The sequence below is a fragment of the Hoeflea sp. YIM 152468 genome, assembly GCF_029210485.1.
In the GTDB taxonomy this organism is placed as follows: domain Bacteria; phylum Pseudomonadota; class Alphaproteobacteria; order Rhizobiales; family Rhizobiaceae; genus Hoeflea.
Window position 1 is genome coordinate 1 of the sequence record NZ_JARGET010000014.1, and the last position, 14,585, is coordinate 14,585.

At 62.0% G+C, this 14,585-nt stretch carries 17 protein-coding genes; 6 read left to right on the top strand and 11 right to left on the bottom strand.

The genetic code is table 11. From position 1 onward, the window contains the following. Window positions 1-952, top strand: a 952-nt coding sequence (gene ftsY / locus PZ897_RS08330) for a signal recognition particle-docking protein FtsY (RefSeq protein WP_275751604.1), incomplete at its 5' end; no start/stop codon positions are given. Beyond that, complete coding sequence (locus PZ897_RS08335; RefSeq protein WP_275751606.1) at window positions 949-1,650, top strand: septation protein A; 702 nt, start codon at window positions 949-951, stop codon at window positions 1,648-1,650. The genes ftsY and PZ897_RS08335, both read left to right, overlap by 4 nt. A 78-nt stretch (window positions 1,651-1,728) precedes the next feature. On the opposite strand, the gene PZ897_RS08340 is transcribed toward PZ897_RS08335, so the two are convergent. The 3 genes from PZ897_RS08340 to PZ897_RS08350 are packed head-to-tail and all read right to left on the bottom strand — an operon-like array spanning window position 1,729 to window position 3,415. Then, window positions 1,729-2,604, bottom strand: a complete 876-nt coding sequence (locus PZ897_RS08340; protein ID WP_275751608.1) for an SRPBCC family protein — start codon at window positions 2,602-2,604, stop codon at window positions 1,729-1,731. Beyond that, window positions 2,601-3,077 (bottom strand): SRPBCC family protein, encoded by a 477-nt coding sequence (locus PZ897_RS08345; RefSeq protein WP_275751610.1) that lies wholly within the window; start codon window positions 3,075-3,077, stop codon window positions 2,601-2,603. Before PZ897_RS08345 ends, PZ897_RS08340 begins: the two co-directional genes overlap by 4 nt. Then, on the bottom strand, window positions 3,074-3,415 hold the full coding sequence (locus tag PZ897_RS08350) for a metalloregulator ArsR/SmtB family transcription factor (RefSeq protein ID WP_275751612.1): 342 nt from the start codon (window positions 3,413-3,415) through the stop codon (window positions 3,074-3,076). The genes PZ897_RS08345 and PZ897_RS08350 overlap by 4 nt, the downstream gene beginning before the upstream one ends. A 145-nt stretch (window positions 3,416-3,560) precedes the next feature. Between PZ897_RS08350 and rhuM the strand changes: the two genes are divergently transcribed. Next, entirely contained in the window at window positions 3,561-4,610 is a 1,050-nt protein-coding gene (rhuM, locus tag PZ897_RS08355) for a RhuM family protein (protein WP_275751614.1), read from the top strand. 68 nt (window positions 4,611-4,678) lie between these two features. Here the strand turns inward: rhuM and PZ897_RS08360 are convergent, their stop codons facing one another. From PZ897_RS08360 to ccmA, 6 genes are all read right to left on the bottom strand, one after another. After that, entirely contained in the window at window positions 4,679-5,206 is a 528-nt protein-coding gene (locus PZ897_RS08360) for an NUDIX hydrolase (protein WP_275751616.1), read from the bottom strand. 68 nt (window positions 5,207-5,274) lie between these two features. Beyond that, on the bottom strand, window positions 5,275-5,886 hold the full coding sequence (locus PZ897_RS08365) for a DsbE family thiol:disulfide interchange protein (protein WP_275751618.1): 612 nt from the start codon (window positions 5,884-5,886) through the stop codon (window positions 5,275-5,277). Beyond that, window positions 5,883-6,056 (bottom strand): heme exporter protein CcmD, encoded by a 174-nt coding sequence (gene ccmD, locus PZ897_RS08370; protein WP_275751620.1) that lies wholly within the window; start codon window positions 6,054-6,056, stop codon window positions 5,883-5,885. The genes PZ897_RS08365 and ccmD overlap by 4 nt, the downstream gene beginning before the upstream one ends. A 4-nt stretch (window positions 6,057-6,060) precedes the next feature. Further along, window positions 6,061-6,822: a heme ABC transporter permease gene (locus PZ897_RS08375; RefSeq protein ID WP_275751622.1), complete on the bottom strand. Its 762-nt coding sequence runs from the start codon at window positions 6,820-6,822 to the stop codon at window positions 6,061-6,063. A 77-nt stretch (window positions 6,823-6,899) separates the two neighbouring features. Further along, the gene (gene ccmB / locus PZ897_RS08380; protein WP_275751624.1) at window positions 6,900-7,562 is read right to left on the bottom strand and encodes a heme exporter protein CcmB; all 663 of its coding nucleotides are present in this window, start codon (window positions 7,560-7,562) and stop codon (window positions 6,900-6,902) included. Then, on the bottom strand, window positions 7,559-8,209 hold the full coding sequence (gene ccmA / locus PZ897_RS08385; RefSeq protein ID WP_275751626.1) for a heme ABC exporter ATP-binding protein CcmA: 651 nt from the start codon (window positions 8,207-8,209) through the stop codon (window positions 7,559-7,561). The genes ccmB and ccmA overlap by 4 nt, the downstream gene beginning before the upstream one ends. Before the next feature lie 306 nt (window positions 8,210-8,515). Between ccmA and acnA the strand changes: the two genes are divergently transcribed. The 3 genes from acnA (at window position 8,516) to PZ897_RS08400 (ending at window position 13,002) form a co-directional block, all read left to right on the top strand. Continuing rightward, a complete protein-coding gene (acnA, locus tag PZ897_RS08390) occupies window positions 8,516-11,206 on the top strand; it encodes an aconitate hydratase AcnA (RefSeq protein ID WP_275751627.1) in 2,691 nt (896 codons plus the stop codon). Window positions 11,207-11,395: 189 nt separating this feature from the next. Beyond that, on the top strand, window positions 11,396-12,145 hold the full coding sequence (locus PZ897_RS08395; protein WP_275751628.1) for a DUF1223 domain-containing protein: 750 nt from the start codon (window positions 11,396-11,398) through the stop codon (window positions 12,143-12,145). Between the two features lie 458 nt (window positions 12,146-12,603). Then, window positions 12,604-13,002: a DUF2794 domain-containing protein gene (locus PZ897_RS08400; protein ID WP_275751630.1), complete on the top strand. Its 399-nt coding sequence runs from the start codon at window positions 12,604-12,606 to the stop codon at window positions 13,000-13,002. 5 nt (window positions 13,003-13,007) lie between these two features. Here PZ897_RS08400 and PZ897_RS08405 read toward each other — a convergent pair whose 3' ends face one another. Next, the gene (locus tag PZ897_RS08405) at window positions 13,008-13,559 is read right to left on the bottom strand and encodes a GNAT family N-acetyltransferase (RefSeq protein WP_275751632.1); all 552 of its coding nucleotides are present in this window, start codon (window positions 13,557-13,559) and stop codon (window positions 13,008-13,010) included. Window positions 13,560-13,666: 107 nt separating this feature from the next. Next, window positions 13,667-14,443 carry a Bax inhibitor-1/YccA family protein gene (locus tag PZ897_RS08410; protein ID WP_275751634.1) on the bottom strand — a complete coding sequence of 259 codons (777 nt, stop codon included), beginning with the start codon at window positions 14,441-14,443 and terminating at the stop codon, window positions 13,667-13,669. Between the last annotated feature and the right edge of the window lie 142 nt (window positions 14,444-14,585).

Sequence of the window (14,585 nt, forward strand, 5' to 3'; positions counted from 1 at the left end):
CGCACCGGCGCCCGAACCTGTGGACCAGGAGACCGGCAACTGGTGGAGCCGTCTGCGCCAGGGCCTGTCGCGCACGTCGGGGCAGCTGTCGGGCCAGATCAGCGGCATTTTCACCAAGCGCAAGCTCGATGAGGATACACTCCAGGACCTCGAGGACGTTCTGTTGCAGGCCGACCTCGGCGTCGAGACAGCCTTGCGGATCACCGATGCGCTGTCGGCAGCGCGCTATGGCAAGGACATTTCGCCGGTCGAGGTGCAAAAGGTGATGGCCGAGGAAATCGCACGCGTGCTTGATCCGGTGGCCAGACCGCTGGAGCTCGATCTGAGCCACAAGCCGCATGTCATTCTGGTGGTCGGCGTCAACGGCACCGGCAAGACCACGACGATCGGCAAGCTCGCCGCCAAGCTGAGCGCCGGTGGCCTGAAAGTGACCCTTGCCGCCGGCGACACCTTCCGCGCCGCCGCCATCGAGCAGCTCAAGATCTGGGGCGACCGCACCGGCTCGAAGGTGGTCTCGACCAAAATCGGCGCCGATGCGGCCGGCCTTGCCTATGAGGCCTTCGAAACCGCCCGCGCAGACGGTGCAGACGTGTTGATCATCGACACTGCCGGGCGATTGCAGAACCGCACCGAGCTGATGGACGAACTCGCCAAGGTCGTGCGGGTGATCAACAAACTCGATCCCGACGCACCGCACACCGTGTTGCAGACGCTCGACGCCACCACCGGCCAGAACGCACTGAACCAGGTCGAAATCTTCAAAAATGTCGCCGGCGTCAACGGGCTGGTGATGACCAAGCTCGACGGCACGGCGCGCGGCGGCATACTGGTCGCCATCGCCGCCCGGCACAAGCTGCCGGTCTACTTCATTGGCGTCGGCGAAGGCGTGGATGACCTCGAACCCTTTGAGGCGGCCGATTTCGCATCGGCAATCGCCGGAGAACCCAGATGAGCAACCGCACCCCGGCCGGCGAACCCCGGTCCACTGACGACGAGATCCATATCTTCGAGCGCGATCCCGGCGACCCCAGGCGCAAGAAGATCAATCCATTGCTCAAGCTGGTGCTCGAGCTCGGCCCGTTGCTGGTGTTTTTCTTCGCCAATGCGCGTGGGGAATGGATTGCCGAACGGGTGCCGTTCCTGGCCGATATCGGCGGCCCGATCTTTGTCGGCACCGCCTGCTTCATGATCGCCACCGCGATCGCGCTGTCCGTGTCCTGGATTCTGGTCCGGTCCTTGCCGATCATGCCGTTGCTCTCCGGCGTGATCGTGCTGACATTCGGGGCGCTGACCCTGTGGCTGCACGACGAGACCTTCATCAAGGTCAAGCCGACCATCATCAACACCATGTTCGGCCTGATCCTGCTCGGCGGGCTGCTGTTCAAGAAATCCTTCCTGGGCTACGTGTTCGATTCGGCTTTCAAGCTCGATGCCGAGGGCTGGCGCATCCTGACCATGCGCTGGGGCCTGTATTTCCTGATCATGGCGGTGGTCAACGAGTTCATCTGGCGCAATTTCTCCACCGATTTCTGGATCGCCTTCAAGGTTTGGGGCAACCTGCCGCTGTCGATCGTCTTCACGCTGTTGCAGCTGCCGCTGATGCAGCGGCATGCGCTGCCCGACGAGACCGCGGACGCAGCGAAGGACTAAACCCGCCCGGCTTTGACGGGAATGGCCTGATGGAGCCACCCCGACGGCTGCTGGCAAAGGCAGCCAGTCGCAACCATGTCACGCCGCGCCGACACTGCGCGCGAGCTTGCCCAGCGTTTGCAGGCCCAGTTCCACGGCGCCGAAACCCTTGGCCTCCTCAAATTCGGCAGCCGTGCTGAACACCATGCCCAGGGTGACTTCGGTTGCGCCGTCCTGGTCCTTGAAGGACACCCAGGCATCGGCATGTTTGGGTCCGTTCTCGCCCCAGAGCAGCGTGTAGCTGATCCGGTCTTCGGTTTTGACATCGCCATACAGGTGATGGTTGGGGAACACCGTGCCATCCGGCCCGATCATGTCGAACACCCATTCGCCACCGGCGCGCAGATCGATCCGCCTGGTGCGGCAGGAGAACCCGTCCGGTCCCCACCATTTGGGCAGGGAGTCGGGGTTGAGCCAGGCTCCCCAGACGATATCGCGCGGCGCCGCGATCACGCGGCTGAGCACCATGCAGCGCCCGGCCACACCCGCCAGATTGTCCAGCCCGGCGCCGAAGCCCTCACGGTAGCCGGCCTCCATGTTTTCGGCCAGCGAAGACAGTTGCACGGTCACCACCATGCGGCTGCCGTCGGCCTCGCTGGAAAACGCCGCTGTCACCAAAGCCGCCGATTGGGTCATCTCTTCGCACGACACCAATTCGTAATTGACACTGCGTACGCCAGGCTGCAACGCGAGCCATCCGGCCTCGCAGCGGGTGTCGGGCTGCCCCTCCACCTTGCACAGCGAGACTTCGCGTCCGCCGACGCGGGTATCGGCCTCAAGGAATTCGACCGTGACCGAGGCTGCCGGTGCGGCCCATACCGCACGCGCAGCCGGCGCCGTCCAGGCTTCCCAGACGGTGGCCACAGGCGCGGCCAGCCGGCGGTCAAATGTCAGCGTCGCAAAATCTCCGCTCATGCCACAATTCCTTTGGCATAGGCTTCCAACTGCGTCACCACCGTTCCCCAGCCGTCGAAAAAGCCCATCTCCTCATGTGTCTTTCGCGACTCGGGATTGCGATGCCGGGCGATCGCGGTGTAGCTGGTGCCGCCATCGGGCGTATCCGCCAGCAGCAGGATCGCGGTCATGAAGGGCTCGGCCGCAGGCTTCCAGCCCTCGCTGTAGGCGTCGGTGAACACCAGCTTCTCCTCAGGCACCACCTCGAGATAGACGCCGGGATTCTCCATGGTGTTGCCTTCGACATCGAAGGTGGTGTTGAACCGCCCGCCAACCCGGAGATCAATCTCCACCGAAGTCACCTTGTGGGGGGCGGGAATGAAGAAATGCGGAATGTGCTTTGGCACAGTCCAGCACTCCCATACCAGACGCCGCGGCACCGCCAGCGTGCGGGTAAAGCTCAAGTCCGTAGCCGGATCCAGTTCCAGTGTCATCTCTCTCGCTCCTTCATGATTGTCTTCACGTAGTCATCCAGCCTGTCGAGCCGGGATTCCCAGATAAGCCTCTGTTCATCAAGCCAGCTCTGCATCGGCGCAAGCGCCTCGGGCACGATGGCGCAGGTGCGCACGCGCCCGTCCTTCGACGTCGCGATCAGCCCCGCCACCTCCAGCACCGAGAGATGCCGCATCACCGTTGGCAGGGCCAATCCGGTCGGACTGGCCAATTCGGTCACGGGCGCCGGTCCCGCCGCCAGCCGCGTCAGCATCGAGCGCCGGGTCGGGTCCGCCAGCGCGTGAAACAGGGGGGAAAGATCGGGGTCATGCTTAGCCATATGACTAAGTAACGCAGGCGCAGACTGCCGTCAAGAAATAGTTAGCAATATGGCTAGGTGTCTTGTGCCGCGATCCGCGCCGGACCGGGGATGGAAAACCAGATCCTGTTGCTCTAATGTTCTTGTGCAGAAAGTCGGATTTTCCATGAGCGATGATAAGAACGAACCGGTCCACTTGACTGAAGACGTCGAAACCGGCGACCGGTTTTTGGTCTATGCTTCGGAGAAGGGGCTGAAGCTCGATATCCGCTATCAGGGTGAGACCCTCTGGATGACACAGGCGCAAATCCGGCAGCTCTTCGGCGTTGATCGATCCGTTATCACAAAACACATTGCCAATGTCTACGCTGAGGGGGAATTGGAAGCTGACGCAACAAGTGCAAAAATTGCACAAGTTCGCCAGGAAGGTTCTCGCCGAATCGTGCGGCAAATCGAGCATTACAATCTCGATATGGTCATCTCTGTGGGCTACCGGGTTTCATCCGCGCAAGCCACGCTCTTCCGCCGCTGGGCCACGAGTATTCTTGTCCAGTTCGCCAAAAAGGGGTTTGTCGTTGATTCTCCCCGACTCAAGCAGCCCGATAATGCGGATCGAATCGCTGAACTCCGCGAAATCATTCGTGATATCCGCTCGGATGAGGCCAATGTCTATCGGGAGCTTCGCCAGATTTGCGCCATGTGCCAGGACTATGATGGCACCACCGAAGCGGCACGAGGGTTTTATCAGAAAACCCAAGCCAAGCTTGTCTATGCAGTCACCTCCCACACACCGGCAGAGATCATCGCATCCAGAGCCGACCATACCGCGGAAAATATGGGACTACAGACTTGGCCGAATGACAATATCCGCAAGGCGGATACCGGCGTTTCAAAAAAATATCTGGCGCAAGCGGAAATCAGGGAACTCAACCGGCTCACCAGTATCTTGCTTGACATTTTTGAAGACCAGCTCGACATGGGCAGACTTGTGGTGATGCAGGATGCTCAAAATTTGCTGGATCAACAATTGCAGAATTTGGGGCGAACTGTTCTCCGCACCGGCGGACGGGTCAGCGCTTCAGATGCAAAAGCGCTCGCAGAACAGCAGTATGAAAAGTTTGATGCACAACGGCGGCTCGAACGTCAGCGAGAGGGGGACGAGCAGATTGCTGCCTTGGCCAAGGAAGCGAAAAAACTGCCGAAGCGACCACGTTGATTACCAAGGCTTGCGGCATTGATCCGCGCTGCAAGCATCGTTGAACGACGACCAGCTAACACGTGAATTCACCCCGCATTGCCGAACGGCCCGCAATAGCCATTCGCCATCACCTCGCGCTCGTGGCCGAGCATCCAGTGCACCGTCGGGAAAGCAATCTCGCCGGTTGGCAGCTGGTCCCAGTCGAACAGCTCAACCTCGAGGCTTTCCTCGCCAACGCCGAACAGCGCCGAACCCGCGCCGGGATCAATCAGTTCGGCCCGCCAGATCAGTTGCACCTGGCTCAGATGTGGGACTGAATAGATTGCCAGCAGCTCCCCGAGCTTCAGATTGGCCAGCGCCTCTTCGCGCGCCTCGCGCCGGGCGCCGTCTTCCGGCGTTTCACCCAGTTCGAGATAGCCCGCAGGCACGGTCCAGAAGCCGCGCCGCGGTTCGATCGCCCGGCGGCACATCAGCACCTTGCCCTGGTGCCGGACCACGGAGCCGACAACGATGCGCGGGTTCTGGTAATCGACGAAGCCGCAGGACCGGCAGACGTCACGCTCACGGGTGTCGCCTTCGGGAACCAGGCGGTCGAACTGTTTTTCCGTGCTCATGCCAGACACCATAGTTCCGCCATGACGTTGCGGCGAGACCTGTCCGCGCCACCAGGCACAGAATTGCTTCAGCCTGCCGGAGACATTGCCTTTTCGATCGCCGGCAGCAGCCTGGTCTTCAGGCTGTCCTCGGTAAACGGGCCGATCTGCTTGAACAGGATGGTGCCGTCGGGTGCGACCAGATAGGTTTCCGGAATGCCGTAGACTCCCCAGTCGATCGCCGCCTTGCCGACCGGGTCGACGCCGACGGCAGCATACGGATTGCCGAGCTCGCCCAGGAAGCTGAGCGCGTTGGCGTTCTTGTCCTTGTAATTGATGCCGACGACTTCGATCCGGGGATCGCGCGCCAGTTCGAGCATGAACGGGTGTTCCTGGCGGCAGGGCACGCACCACGACGCCCAGACATTGACCAGCGACAGCTTGCCGGCGATCGCCGCATCGGTGAGTGCGGGAACCGGCGCGCCAGCGGCAACCAGGCCCTCGAGCGGCGGCAAGGCCAGCGACGGCGCTTTCGAGCCGATCAGCACCGAGGGAATTTCGCTGGCATCCTTGCCCGACCCCAATTGGTAGAGAAACACCCCGGCCAGTCCGATGAACAGCACAAGCGGTAAAAATCCGATCAGCACCCGCCGCCGGCTGCCAGACGCTGCTGCTGTCGTGGCGTTTGTTTGCTCACTCATGAACCGGATCCGTCAACGGGCATGGAACGGCGGCGCACGCCTTGCGCCTCGAGTTCGCTCAGTTCGCGGCGGCGTGCCCGGCCGTCGAGCAGGATCGCCGCCAGCAGCCCGGCAAGTGTCACCGCCGATGCCGCATAGGAGAGGAAGACAAATGCCTGATGGCTCATCATGGGGCTAGGCTCCGCTGCCGATGGATTGCGCCGCCTGACGCCGCATCGCCTGGACCCGGCGCCTGAGGATCTCGTTGCGCATCGCCATCAGGTGAAAGCTGAAAAAGATCAGCGTGTAGGCGACCGCCATCACCAGAAGCGGATACAGCATCGAGGGATGAATGGTCGGGCCGTCAAGCCGGATCACGCTGGCCGGCTGATGCAGCGTGTTCCACCATTCGACCGAAAACTTGATGATCGGGATATTGACGAAACCGACCAGCGTCAGCACCGCGGCAGGGCGGGCGGCGCGGGCCGGATCCTCCATCGCCTTGTGCAGCGCCATCAGTCCCAGATACATCAGAAACAGCACGAACACCGACGTCAGCCGCGCATCCCAGACCCACCAGGTGCCCCACATCGGCCGGCCCCAGAGCGAGCCGGTCAAGAGCGACAGGAAGGTGAACGCAGCACCGATCGGCAGCGCCGTCTTGGCGGCGACATCGGCCAGCGGATGCCGCCAGACCAGCGTGCCGATCGAGGCGATCGCCATCACCGAATAGCACATCATGGCGAGCCACGCCGCCGGCACATGGATGAACATGATCCTGACCGTGATGCCCTGCTGGTAATCCGCAGGCGCGGCAAACGCCATATACAGTCCGATCACCGACGTCAGGACCGCCGCCGCCGCAAGATAGGGCAGCACGCGCCCGGAAAGGGCGAGGAAGCGGGTCGGATTGGCGAGGCTGGTAAACCAGCCCTGTGAGACGTTGGTGTCACTCATGCCCATTTCTCTAGTCGCAGACGCGCATTGTTTCAATGCTATGTGTCAAATAGGCGGCCGATCCGGTTCGCACAGCGTCAATCAGCCGCTCCCTTCAGCGCCGCAGCCGCCGCAACCGGCCCAAGCGCGGCAAAAAACAGCGCAATCGCCGCCAGGATCATGAACGGCGGCAGAAACGGATCAGGCTCCGTCACCGCCGCGTAAGAAGCGCTGACGCCAAAGATCAGGATCGGGATCGCCAGCGGCAGGATCAGGATCGACACCAGCAATCCGCCGCGCGGCAGCACCACGGCCACCGCTGCACCGACGGCGCCGATGAAGGAAATCGCCGGGGTGCCCACCAGCAATGTCAGCATGACCGCTCCGGTCGACAGCGCGCTCATGTTCATCAGCAGCCCCAGCAGCGGCGCCGCCAGCACCAGCGGCAAGCCGGTGGCGAGCCAGTGCGCCAGGCTTTTCACGAACACGGTGAGAACCAGGCCGTACCAGTCCTGCAGCATCAAGATGTCGAGCGAGCCGTCTTCCCGGTCGGCCTGAAACAGCCGGTCGAGCCCCAGCAGCGATGCCAGCAGCGCGCCGATCCACAGAATCGCCGGGCCGATTCGCGCCAGCAGATTGAGATCCGGCCCGATTGCGAATGGAACCACCGCCACCACCGCCAGAAAGAACAAGACCCCGAGCATCGCCGCCCCGCCTGACCGGGTGGCGATGGCCAGATCGCGCCTCAGCAAAGCCATCATGTCCAGGCCTCGCCGGACACCGAGGCGGCGCGATGCAGGCCTGAAAGCTGCAACGACCGGACCGTGTCGAGACCGAGCGGCTGATGGGTGGCGGCAATCGCCAGCCCGCCACCTGCCAGATGGGTCCGCACCAGATCGGCGAACAATTTGTCCGAGGAGGTGTCGAGCGCCGCGGTGGGTTCATCCAGCAGCCAGAGCGGACGAGCCGACACCAGCAGCCGCGCAAGCGCAATCCGGCGCTGCTGGCCAGCGGAAAGATAGCCGAAGGGCAGATGCGCCACCCCGGTCAGGCCGACCGCCTCGATTGCCGCATCGACCGAAACTCCCGCGCCGCTGTCACCGCACTGGAAGCTCTTCCAGAAACCGAGATTCTCGGACACCCTTAACTCCCGCTTCATGGCGTTGCCATGTCCCAGATAATGCGCGTTTTCCGCCACCGGCACTGCCGCGCCATCGGTGTTGTAGAGGGAAAACCGGCCCGAATCCGCCCGCAGCAAGCCGGCGATGATCCGCAGCAATGTTGATTTGCCCGATCCATTCGGCCCGGTGATGACCAGCGCTTCGCCACGGCCAAGCGTGAAGCCCACATCGTCAAACAAGACGCTGTCGCCGCGCCGTCCCCTGAGTTTCGTGGCTACCGCCTGCATGGGCCCCCGCACTCGACCCGTTGTCGGTGTCGATTTTCCAGTTCCTTACCATCACCCGGGCGACATTCGGCAAATAATGTCGAAATGAGCCCCTGCTTGATCTGGAACCTTCATACGAAAGAATCTATAAGACCTGCAACCACGCCAGCGGTCGGCGTGAATTCCACCATGTGCCGAACATGACAGCCGATCCGGCGTCACGGGCGGACTGCGGAAATGACCGTACCCGCATCCTTCTCAACGCAATCAGCGTGAGCAAGGTGTTTGCCTTCAAATTTCGGCTGAACTGACGAAAGCGAGTTGCTCGTGGCCAAATCACTCGACAGCTTCAACTGCCGTTCCCTCCTCAATGTCGAGGGCACGGACTATGTCTATTACAGCCTCGTCGAGGCCGAGAAGAACGGCCTGACCGGGATCTCCACACTTCCCTTTTCGATGAAGGTGATTCTCGAAAACCTGCTGCGCAACGAAGATGGCCGCACGGTCAAGAAGGATGATATCCTAGCCGTCGCCGCCTGGCTCAGCGACAAGGGCACCGCCGGAAGCGAAATCGCCTATCGCCCGGCCCGTGTGCTGATGCAGGATTTCACCGGCGTTCCCGCCGTCGTCGATCTGGCGGCGATGCGTGACGCCATGGTTGCCCTTGGCGGCGACCCGCAAAAGATCAACCCGCTGGTGCCGGTCGACCTGGTCATCGACCACTCGGTCATTGTCGATGAATTCGGCACACCGACCGCGCTGAGCCACAATGTCGAACGCGAATACGAGCGCAACGGCGAGCGCTACCGCTTCCTCAAATGGGGCCAGCAGGCATTCGAAAATTTCCGCGTCGTGCCCCCCGGCACCGGCATCTGCCACCAGGTCAACCTTGAATATCTCGGCCAGACCGTGTGGACCAGGGAAGAAGACGGCGAAATCACTGCCTACCCGGACACCTGCGTCGGCACCGACAGCCACACCACCATGATCAATGGTCTTGGCGTGCTGGGATGGGGCGTTGGCGGCATCGAGGCCGAAGCAGCCATGCTCGGCCAGCCGATTTCCATGCTGTTGCCGGAAGTCATCGGCTTCCGTCTCACCGGCGCACTCAAGGAAGGCGTCACCGCCACCGACCTGGTGCTGACCGTGGTGCAAATGCTGCGGCAGAAGGGCGTTGTCTCCAAGTTCGTCGAATTCTTCGGCCCCGGCCTTGATTCGATGACGCTGGCCGACCGCGCCACCATTGGCAACATGGGCCCTGAATACGGCGCCACCTGCGGCTTCTTCCCGGTTGATGGCGAAACCATCAGCTACCTGACCATGTCCGGCCGTGACGATGACCGCATCAAGCTGGTTGAAGCCTACTCCAAGGCGCAGGGCATGTGGCGCGAAACCAGTGCCCCCGAGCCGGTCTTCACCGACACGCTGGAACTTGATCTCGGCACCGTGGTGCCGTCCATGGCCGGCCCGAAGCGTCCGGAAGGCCGCATTCCGCTGGAAAACATCGCCACCGGCTTCGCCAAGTCACTGGTCGACGAGTACAACAAGCCTGACCAGCTTTCCAACCGCTATGAAGTCGAGGGCGAGGATTACGATCTGGGTCATGGCGATGTGGCCATTGCCGCGATTACCTCCTGCACCAACACTTCCAACCCGAGCGTGCTGATTGGCGCCGGCCTCCTGGCCCGCAACGCCGTCGCCAAGGGCCTGACGGTCAAGCCATGGGTGAAGACCTCGCTGGCGCCTGGCAGCCAGGTGGTGGCCGAGTATCTCGCCAAGTCCGGCCTGCAGACCGATCTTGACGCGCTCGGCTTCAACCTTGTCGGTTTTGGCTGCACCACCTGCATCGGCAACTCCGGCCCCTTGCCGGCACCGGTCTCCAAGACCATCAACGACAAGGGTCTGATCGCCGCAGGTGTGCTCTCGGGCAACCGCAACTTCGAAGGCCGCATTTCGCCTGACGTGCAGGCCAACTACCTGGCCTCACCGCCACTGGTGGTGGCCTACGCGCTGGCAGGTTCGGTGCAGATGGACCTGACGTCCGAGCCGCTCGGCCACGACCAGGACGGCAATCCGGTGTTTCTCAAGGATATCTGGCCCTCCAGCCAGGAGATCCAGGAATTCATCATGAAGTACGTCACCCGCAAGCTTTACGCGGCCAAGTACGCCGACGTGTTCAAGGGCGACGAGAACTGGCAGGCGGTGGAAGTCCCGTCGAGCCAGACCTATGCCTGGGACGACACGTCGACCTATGTGCAGAACCCGCCCTATTTCGAGGGAATGGGCAAGACCGGCGCGGGCATATCCGACATCAAGGGCGCACGTGTGCTGGGACTGTTCGGGGACAAGATCACCACCGACCACATCTCCCCGGCCGGATCGATCAAGGCCCAGTCTCCGGCAGGTGCCTACCTGATGGATCATGGCGTCGACGTGATCGATTTCAACCAGTACGGCACCCGGCGTGGCAACCATGAAGTGATGATGCGCGGCACCTTCGCCAACATCCGGTTGCGCAACCACATGCTTGGACCGAACGGCCGTGAAGGCGGGTACACCTTCCACTACCCGTCCCGCGAGGAGGTTTCGATCTACGATGCAGCCATGCAGTACAAGGCCGAAGGTGTGCCGCTGGTCGTCTTCGCCGGTGTCGAATATGGCAACGGCTCGTCGCGTGACTGGGCTGCCAAGGGCACCAATCTGCTTGGGATCCGCGCTGTCATCGCCGAATCCTACGAGCGGATTCACCGCTCCAACCTGGTCGGTATGGGGGTGATCCCGTTTGTCTTCGAGGACGGCAGTTCCTGGGAAAGCCTCGGTCTGAAGGGCGACGAGTTGATCTCGATCGACGGACTGGCCAACATTCAGCCGCGCGAGAAGAAGATCGCTCAGGTGACCTATGGCGACGGCACGGTCAGGGAGATTCCGTTGATCTGCCGTGTCGAGACGCTCGATGAGCTCGAATACCTCAAGAACGGTGGTATTCTGCAGACTGTGCTGCGCGATCTCGCCTCTTAAGCGAGCGCAACGACAATCTGACATCAGACAACGCCGGGGCATTGCTCCGGCGTTTTTCGTTCGGTGGTCCTGTTCGGGCCGGATCGCCCGCAGATGTCTCACCGCAACGTGATTTGGCCGTGTTGGCCACTCCACGCTACAACCATCCGCACCATGCAAACCCCCTTTGATCGAAACGGACCCGGCAACATGACTGCCCGCATCAGTTTTCTCGCGCTTGCGCTTCCAGTCCTGCTGGCCGCAGCCCATCCGGACCCAGCCCGGGCGAACGATCTTGCTGGCGTCGTCGAGCTGTTCACCAGCCAGGGCTGCTCGTCGTGCCCGCCGGCGGATGCGGAACTCTCACGCCTGGCCGAGACCGGCGAGGTGCTGGCGCTGAGCTATCACGTCGATTACTGGAACTACCTCGGATGGGCCGACACCTTGTCGAGCAAGGCCAATACCGACAGGCAATATGGCTATGCCAAATCGTTCCGGCGCAACAATGTCTACACACCGCAGGCGGTCATCAACGGCCAGGACCACGCCAATGGCGCCGACGGCGCCGCTGTCATGGCGATCCTCACCAAGCTCTCGTCCATCGGCGCCGGACTGTCGGTCGAGGTCAACGCCAGCATGGGCGCGGACCAGCTCAACATTTCGGTCGGCGCCGGCGAAGGCAAAGCCGATATTGTGGTGGTCTATTTTGACGAAGCCACAACGGTGCAGATCAAGCGGGGCGAGAACGCCGGCCAGTCCATCACCTATCGCAACAGCGTGCGCGACATGGAAACCGTCGGCATGTGGGAGGGCAAGGCGATGAGCCTGAAACTGCCGCCATCGGTGCTTTCGGCCCATCCCGGCCGCGGCTGCGCCATCTTGCTTCAGATCGTCGGCAACAACGGCACGCCAGGCCGGATTCTCGGCGCGGCACTCATCGAATCACCCAACCCCACATAAAAATGGACCGGCCAGAAGCCGGTCCAGTTCGGGGTATTGGGGACGTTGCCTCGCGCTTGGGCCGGGGGGAGTAAGCCGTTTCGCGCTTGTGCCAGGCAAACCGACGCAACCGGGGAACAGGTTGAAGCGGGTGTGCCAAGGCGAAGATCCGTCCCGGGGACTCCGAGGGGCTGGGGGGCTGATATACCGAAGTCCCCGGTTCGAACCGTCTGAGGCAACACCGCAACAATCCGGGTCAAATCCGGCAAACGTTGGGCTGAAAAGCGGCCCAAATGCGCCCGCAGCCAATTTTGCGCGGCCGCGCGGTAAACAACGGCTACGACTTGCAGCGTTCTGTGATGGTGCGGTGCGGCATCGAGCCCCTCGTCTATTTCCGATCTCTAATTTGTCATCCGCGCTTGAATTTGTGGATATGTCAGGCACACTGACGAGATGAGCAATGACGTGCGGTTCAGATAATGGCGGACGGTTCAGATTATCCGGCACGCCAAGGCACAAATCGATCGGCGGCGAACGCAGCCACAATTGATCTCAGCGAAGCCCGCCGCCGCAACACCCCCGAGCTGATCACCTTTCAGCGGCGCGAACTGGATCTCATCCTCCGGATCTATGGCCGGATGGTGGCTGAAGGCCACTGGCGCGATTACGCCATCGATCACCTGCGCGACCGGGCGATCTTTTCTGCCTTCCGCCGCACCAGCGAAGTGCCGCTCTACCGCATTGAGAAGGACCCCTCCAGGGCCCGCAAACAGGGCGCCTTCGCCATCATATCGGCGGCCGGGCTGGTGCTCAAACGCGGCCACGAACTCGAGATCGTGCTGAAATATTTCGACAAGGCGCCACGGCTGGTGCGCTGACAGCGCTATCGGGAAAACAAGGTGCCCTGATAGCTCAGCGGGTCCGGATCGGTGGCCTTGCCCGCGCCAAGCGGCCTTTGCATGAACACCGTATCAAGCCAGCGCCCGTGCTTGTGACCGGCGCCGGAAATCATCCCGCAATGGACGAAGCCCGCCTTGTGGTGCACCGCGATCGAGGCCGGATCAGCGCCGCCAATCACCGCCACCATCTGCCGGAACCCGAGCGTTTCGCAGCGGCCGATCAGCGCGTCGAGCAGCGCCCGGCCGACACCCTGCCCGCGCGCTTCCGGCGCCAGATAGATCGAATCCTCCACCAGCCAGCGATAGGCGGGTCTGGTGCGGAACGCCGAAGCATAGGCATAGCCAAGGACCGTGCCGTCTCCGGCTGCAGCGATCAGATAGGGGTAACCGCTGCCGGTGATGGCGGCCATCCGCCGCTCCATCTCGGCCACGTCAGGGGCCACAAGCTCATAGCTGGCCACGCCATCGACGACGCTGCCGGTGTAGATGCTTGTGATCCCGGTCAGATCCGAAAGTGTCGCGTCGCGGATGATCATGGCTGCTGGTCCGGTGGGTCAGGCGTCCGGTGTATCGCTCCGCAGGACCGCCGCCAACAAAAAAGGCGGCCCGAAGACCGCCTTTTTCCGGATCATTGCCGCAACGGCTACTCGCGATTGCCGAGGAAGTGCAGCAGGAACATGAACAGGTTGATGAAGTCGAGATACAGACGCAGCGCGCCCATGATCGCCTTGCGGCCGGCGGAGGCGTCGGAATCACCTTCGTAATACATCGACTTGATCTGCTGTGTGTCATAGGCGGTCAGGCCGGCGAAAATCAGCACACCGATGGCCGAGACGGCGAACTGCAACGCGCTCGACTGCAGGAAGATGTTGACCACCATCGCGATGATCAGGCCGAACAGGCCCATCATCAGGAACGACCCCATCGCCGACAGGTCCTTCTTGGTGGTGTAGCCGTAAAGCGACAGCGCACCGAACGAAGCGGCGGTGACGAAGAAGGTCTGCGTGATCGATGCGCCGGTATAGACCAGGAAGATCGACGACAGCGAGACGCCCATCAGCGCCGCAAACACCCAGAACGTGGTCTGTGCGGCGGAGACGCTCATTTTCTCGATACGGGCGCTCAGGAAGAACACCATGCCCAGCGGCGCCAGCATCACCACCCATTTGAGCGGGGATCCGTAGAGCGCGGCGCCCAGGCCGGTCAGCATTTTGCCGTTGCCCAGTTGCGCCACGGCGGAAGCCGGATCGTTGGTTGTAGCAAACAGTGCGATGGCATACGCGGCGACACCGGTGATGCCAAGACCCATTGCCATGAGATTGTAAACGCGGAGCATGTAGGCGCGAAGGCCTTCATCAATGGCAGCACCTGCGTGGGCGCCATTCGCTACGCGAACATTCGAATTGCGAAAGTCAGCCATGTTTTCCTCTTATATAAGCCCCGGTAATGATTACGGTGTCGGGCGGTAATCGCCCAGGCGCCGCTGCGAAGCTTCAGCATGCGTTTGTACAATATGAGGACGATCAGGGCCCACGGCAAGACCCTTGATGATTCAAGTTGGA

What these genes read in the sequence shown, in the direction of transcription:
- PZ897_RS08335 (WP_275751606.1), top strand. Translation starts at nt 949, where the DNA reads ATGAGCAACCGCACCCCGGCCGGCGAACCCCGGTCCACTGACGACGAG.
- PZ897_RS08340 (WP_275751608.1), bottom strand. Translation starts at nt 2,604, where the DNA reads ATGAGCGGAGATTTTGCGACGCTGACATTTGACCGCCGGCTGGCCGCG.
- PZ897_RS08345 (WP_275751610.1), bottom strand. Translation starts at nt 3,077, where the DNA reads ATGACACTGGAACTGGATCCGGCTACGGACTTGAGCTTTACCCGCACG.
- PZ897_RS08350 (WP_275751612.1), bottom strand. Translation starts at nt 3,415, where the DNA reads ATGGCTAAGCATGACCCCGATCTTTCCCCCCTGTTTCACGCGCTGGCG.
- rhuM (WP_275751614.1), top strand. Translation starts at nt 3,561, where the DNA reads ATGAGCGATGATAAGAACGAACCGGTCCACTTGACTGAAGACGTCGAA.
- PZ897_RS08360 (WP_275751616.1), bottom strand. Translation starts at nt 5,206, where the DNA reads ATGAGCACGGAAAAACAGTTCGACCGCCTGGTTCCCGAAGGCGACACC.
- PZ897_RS08365 (WP_275751618.1), bottom strand. Translation starts at nt 5,886, where the DNA reads ATGAGTGAGCAAACAAACGCCACGACAGCAGCAGCGTCTGGCAGCCGG.
- ccmD (WP_275751620.1), bottom strand. Translation starts at nt 6,056, where the DNA reads ATGATGAGCCATCAGGCATTTGTCTTCCTCTCCTATGCGGCATCGGCG.
- PZ897_RS08375 (WP_275751622.1), bottom strand. Translation starts at nt 6,822, where the DNA reads ATGAGTGACACCAACGTCTCACAGGGCTGGTTTACCAGCCTCGCCAAT.
- ccmB (WP_275751624.1), bottom strand. Translation starts at nt 7,562, where the DNA reads ATGATGGCTTTGCTGAGGCGCGATCTGGCCATCGCCACCCGGTCAGGC.
- ccmA (WP_275751626.1), bottom strand. Translation starts at nt 8,209, where the DNA reads ATGCAGGCGGTAGCCACGAAACTCAGGGGACGGCGCGGCGACAGCGTC.
- PZ897_RS08395 (WP_275751628.1), top strand. Translation starts at nt 11,396, where the DNA reads ATGACTGCCCGCATCAGTTTTCTCGCGCTTGCGCTTCCAGTCCTGCTG.
- PZ897_RS08400 (WP_275751630.1), top strand. Translation starts at nt 12,604, where the DNA reads ATGGCGGACGGTTCAGATTATCCGGCACGCCAAGGCACAAATCGATCG.
- PZ897_RS08405 (WP_275751632.1), bottom strand. Translation starts at nt 13,559, where the DNA reads ATGATCATCCGCGACGCGACACTTTCGGATCTGACCGGGATCACAAGC.
- PZ897_RS08410 (WP_275751634.1), bottom strand. Translation starts at nt 14,443, where the DNA reads ATGGCTGACTTTCGCAATTCGAATGTTCGCGTAGCGAATGGCGCCCAC.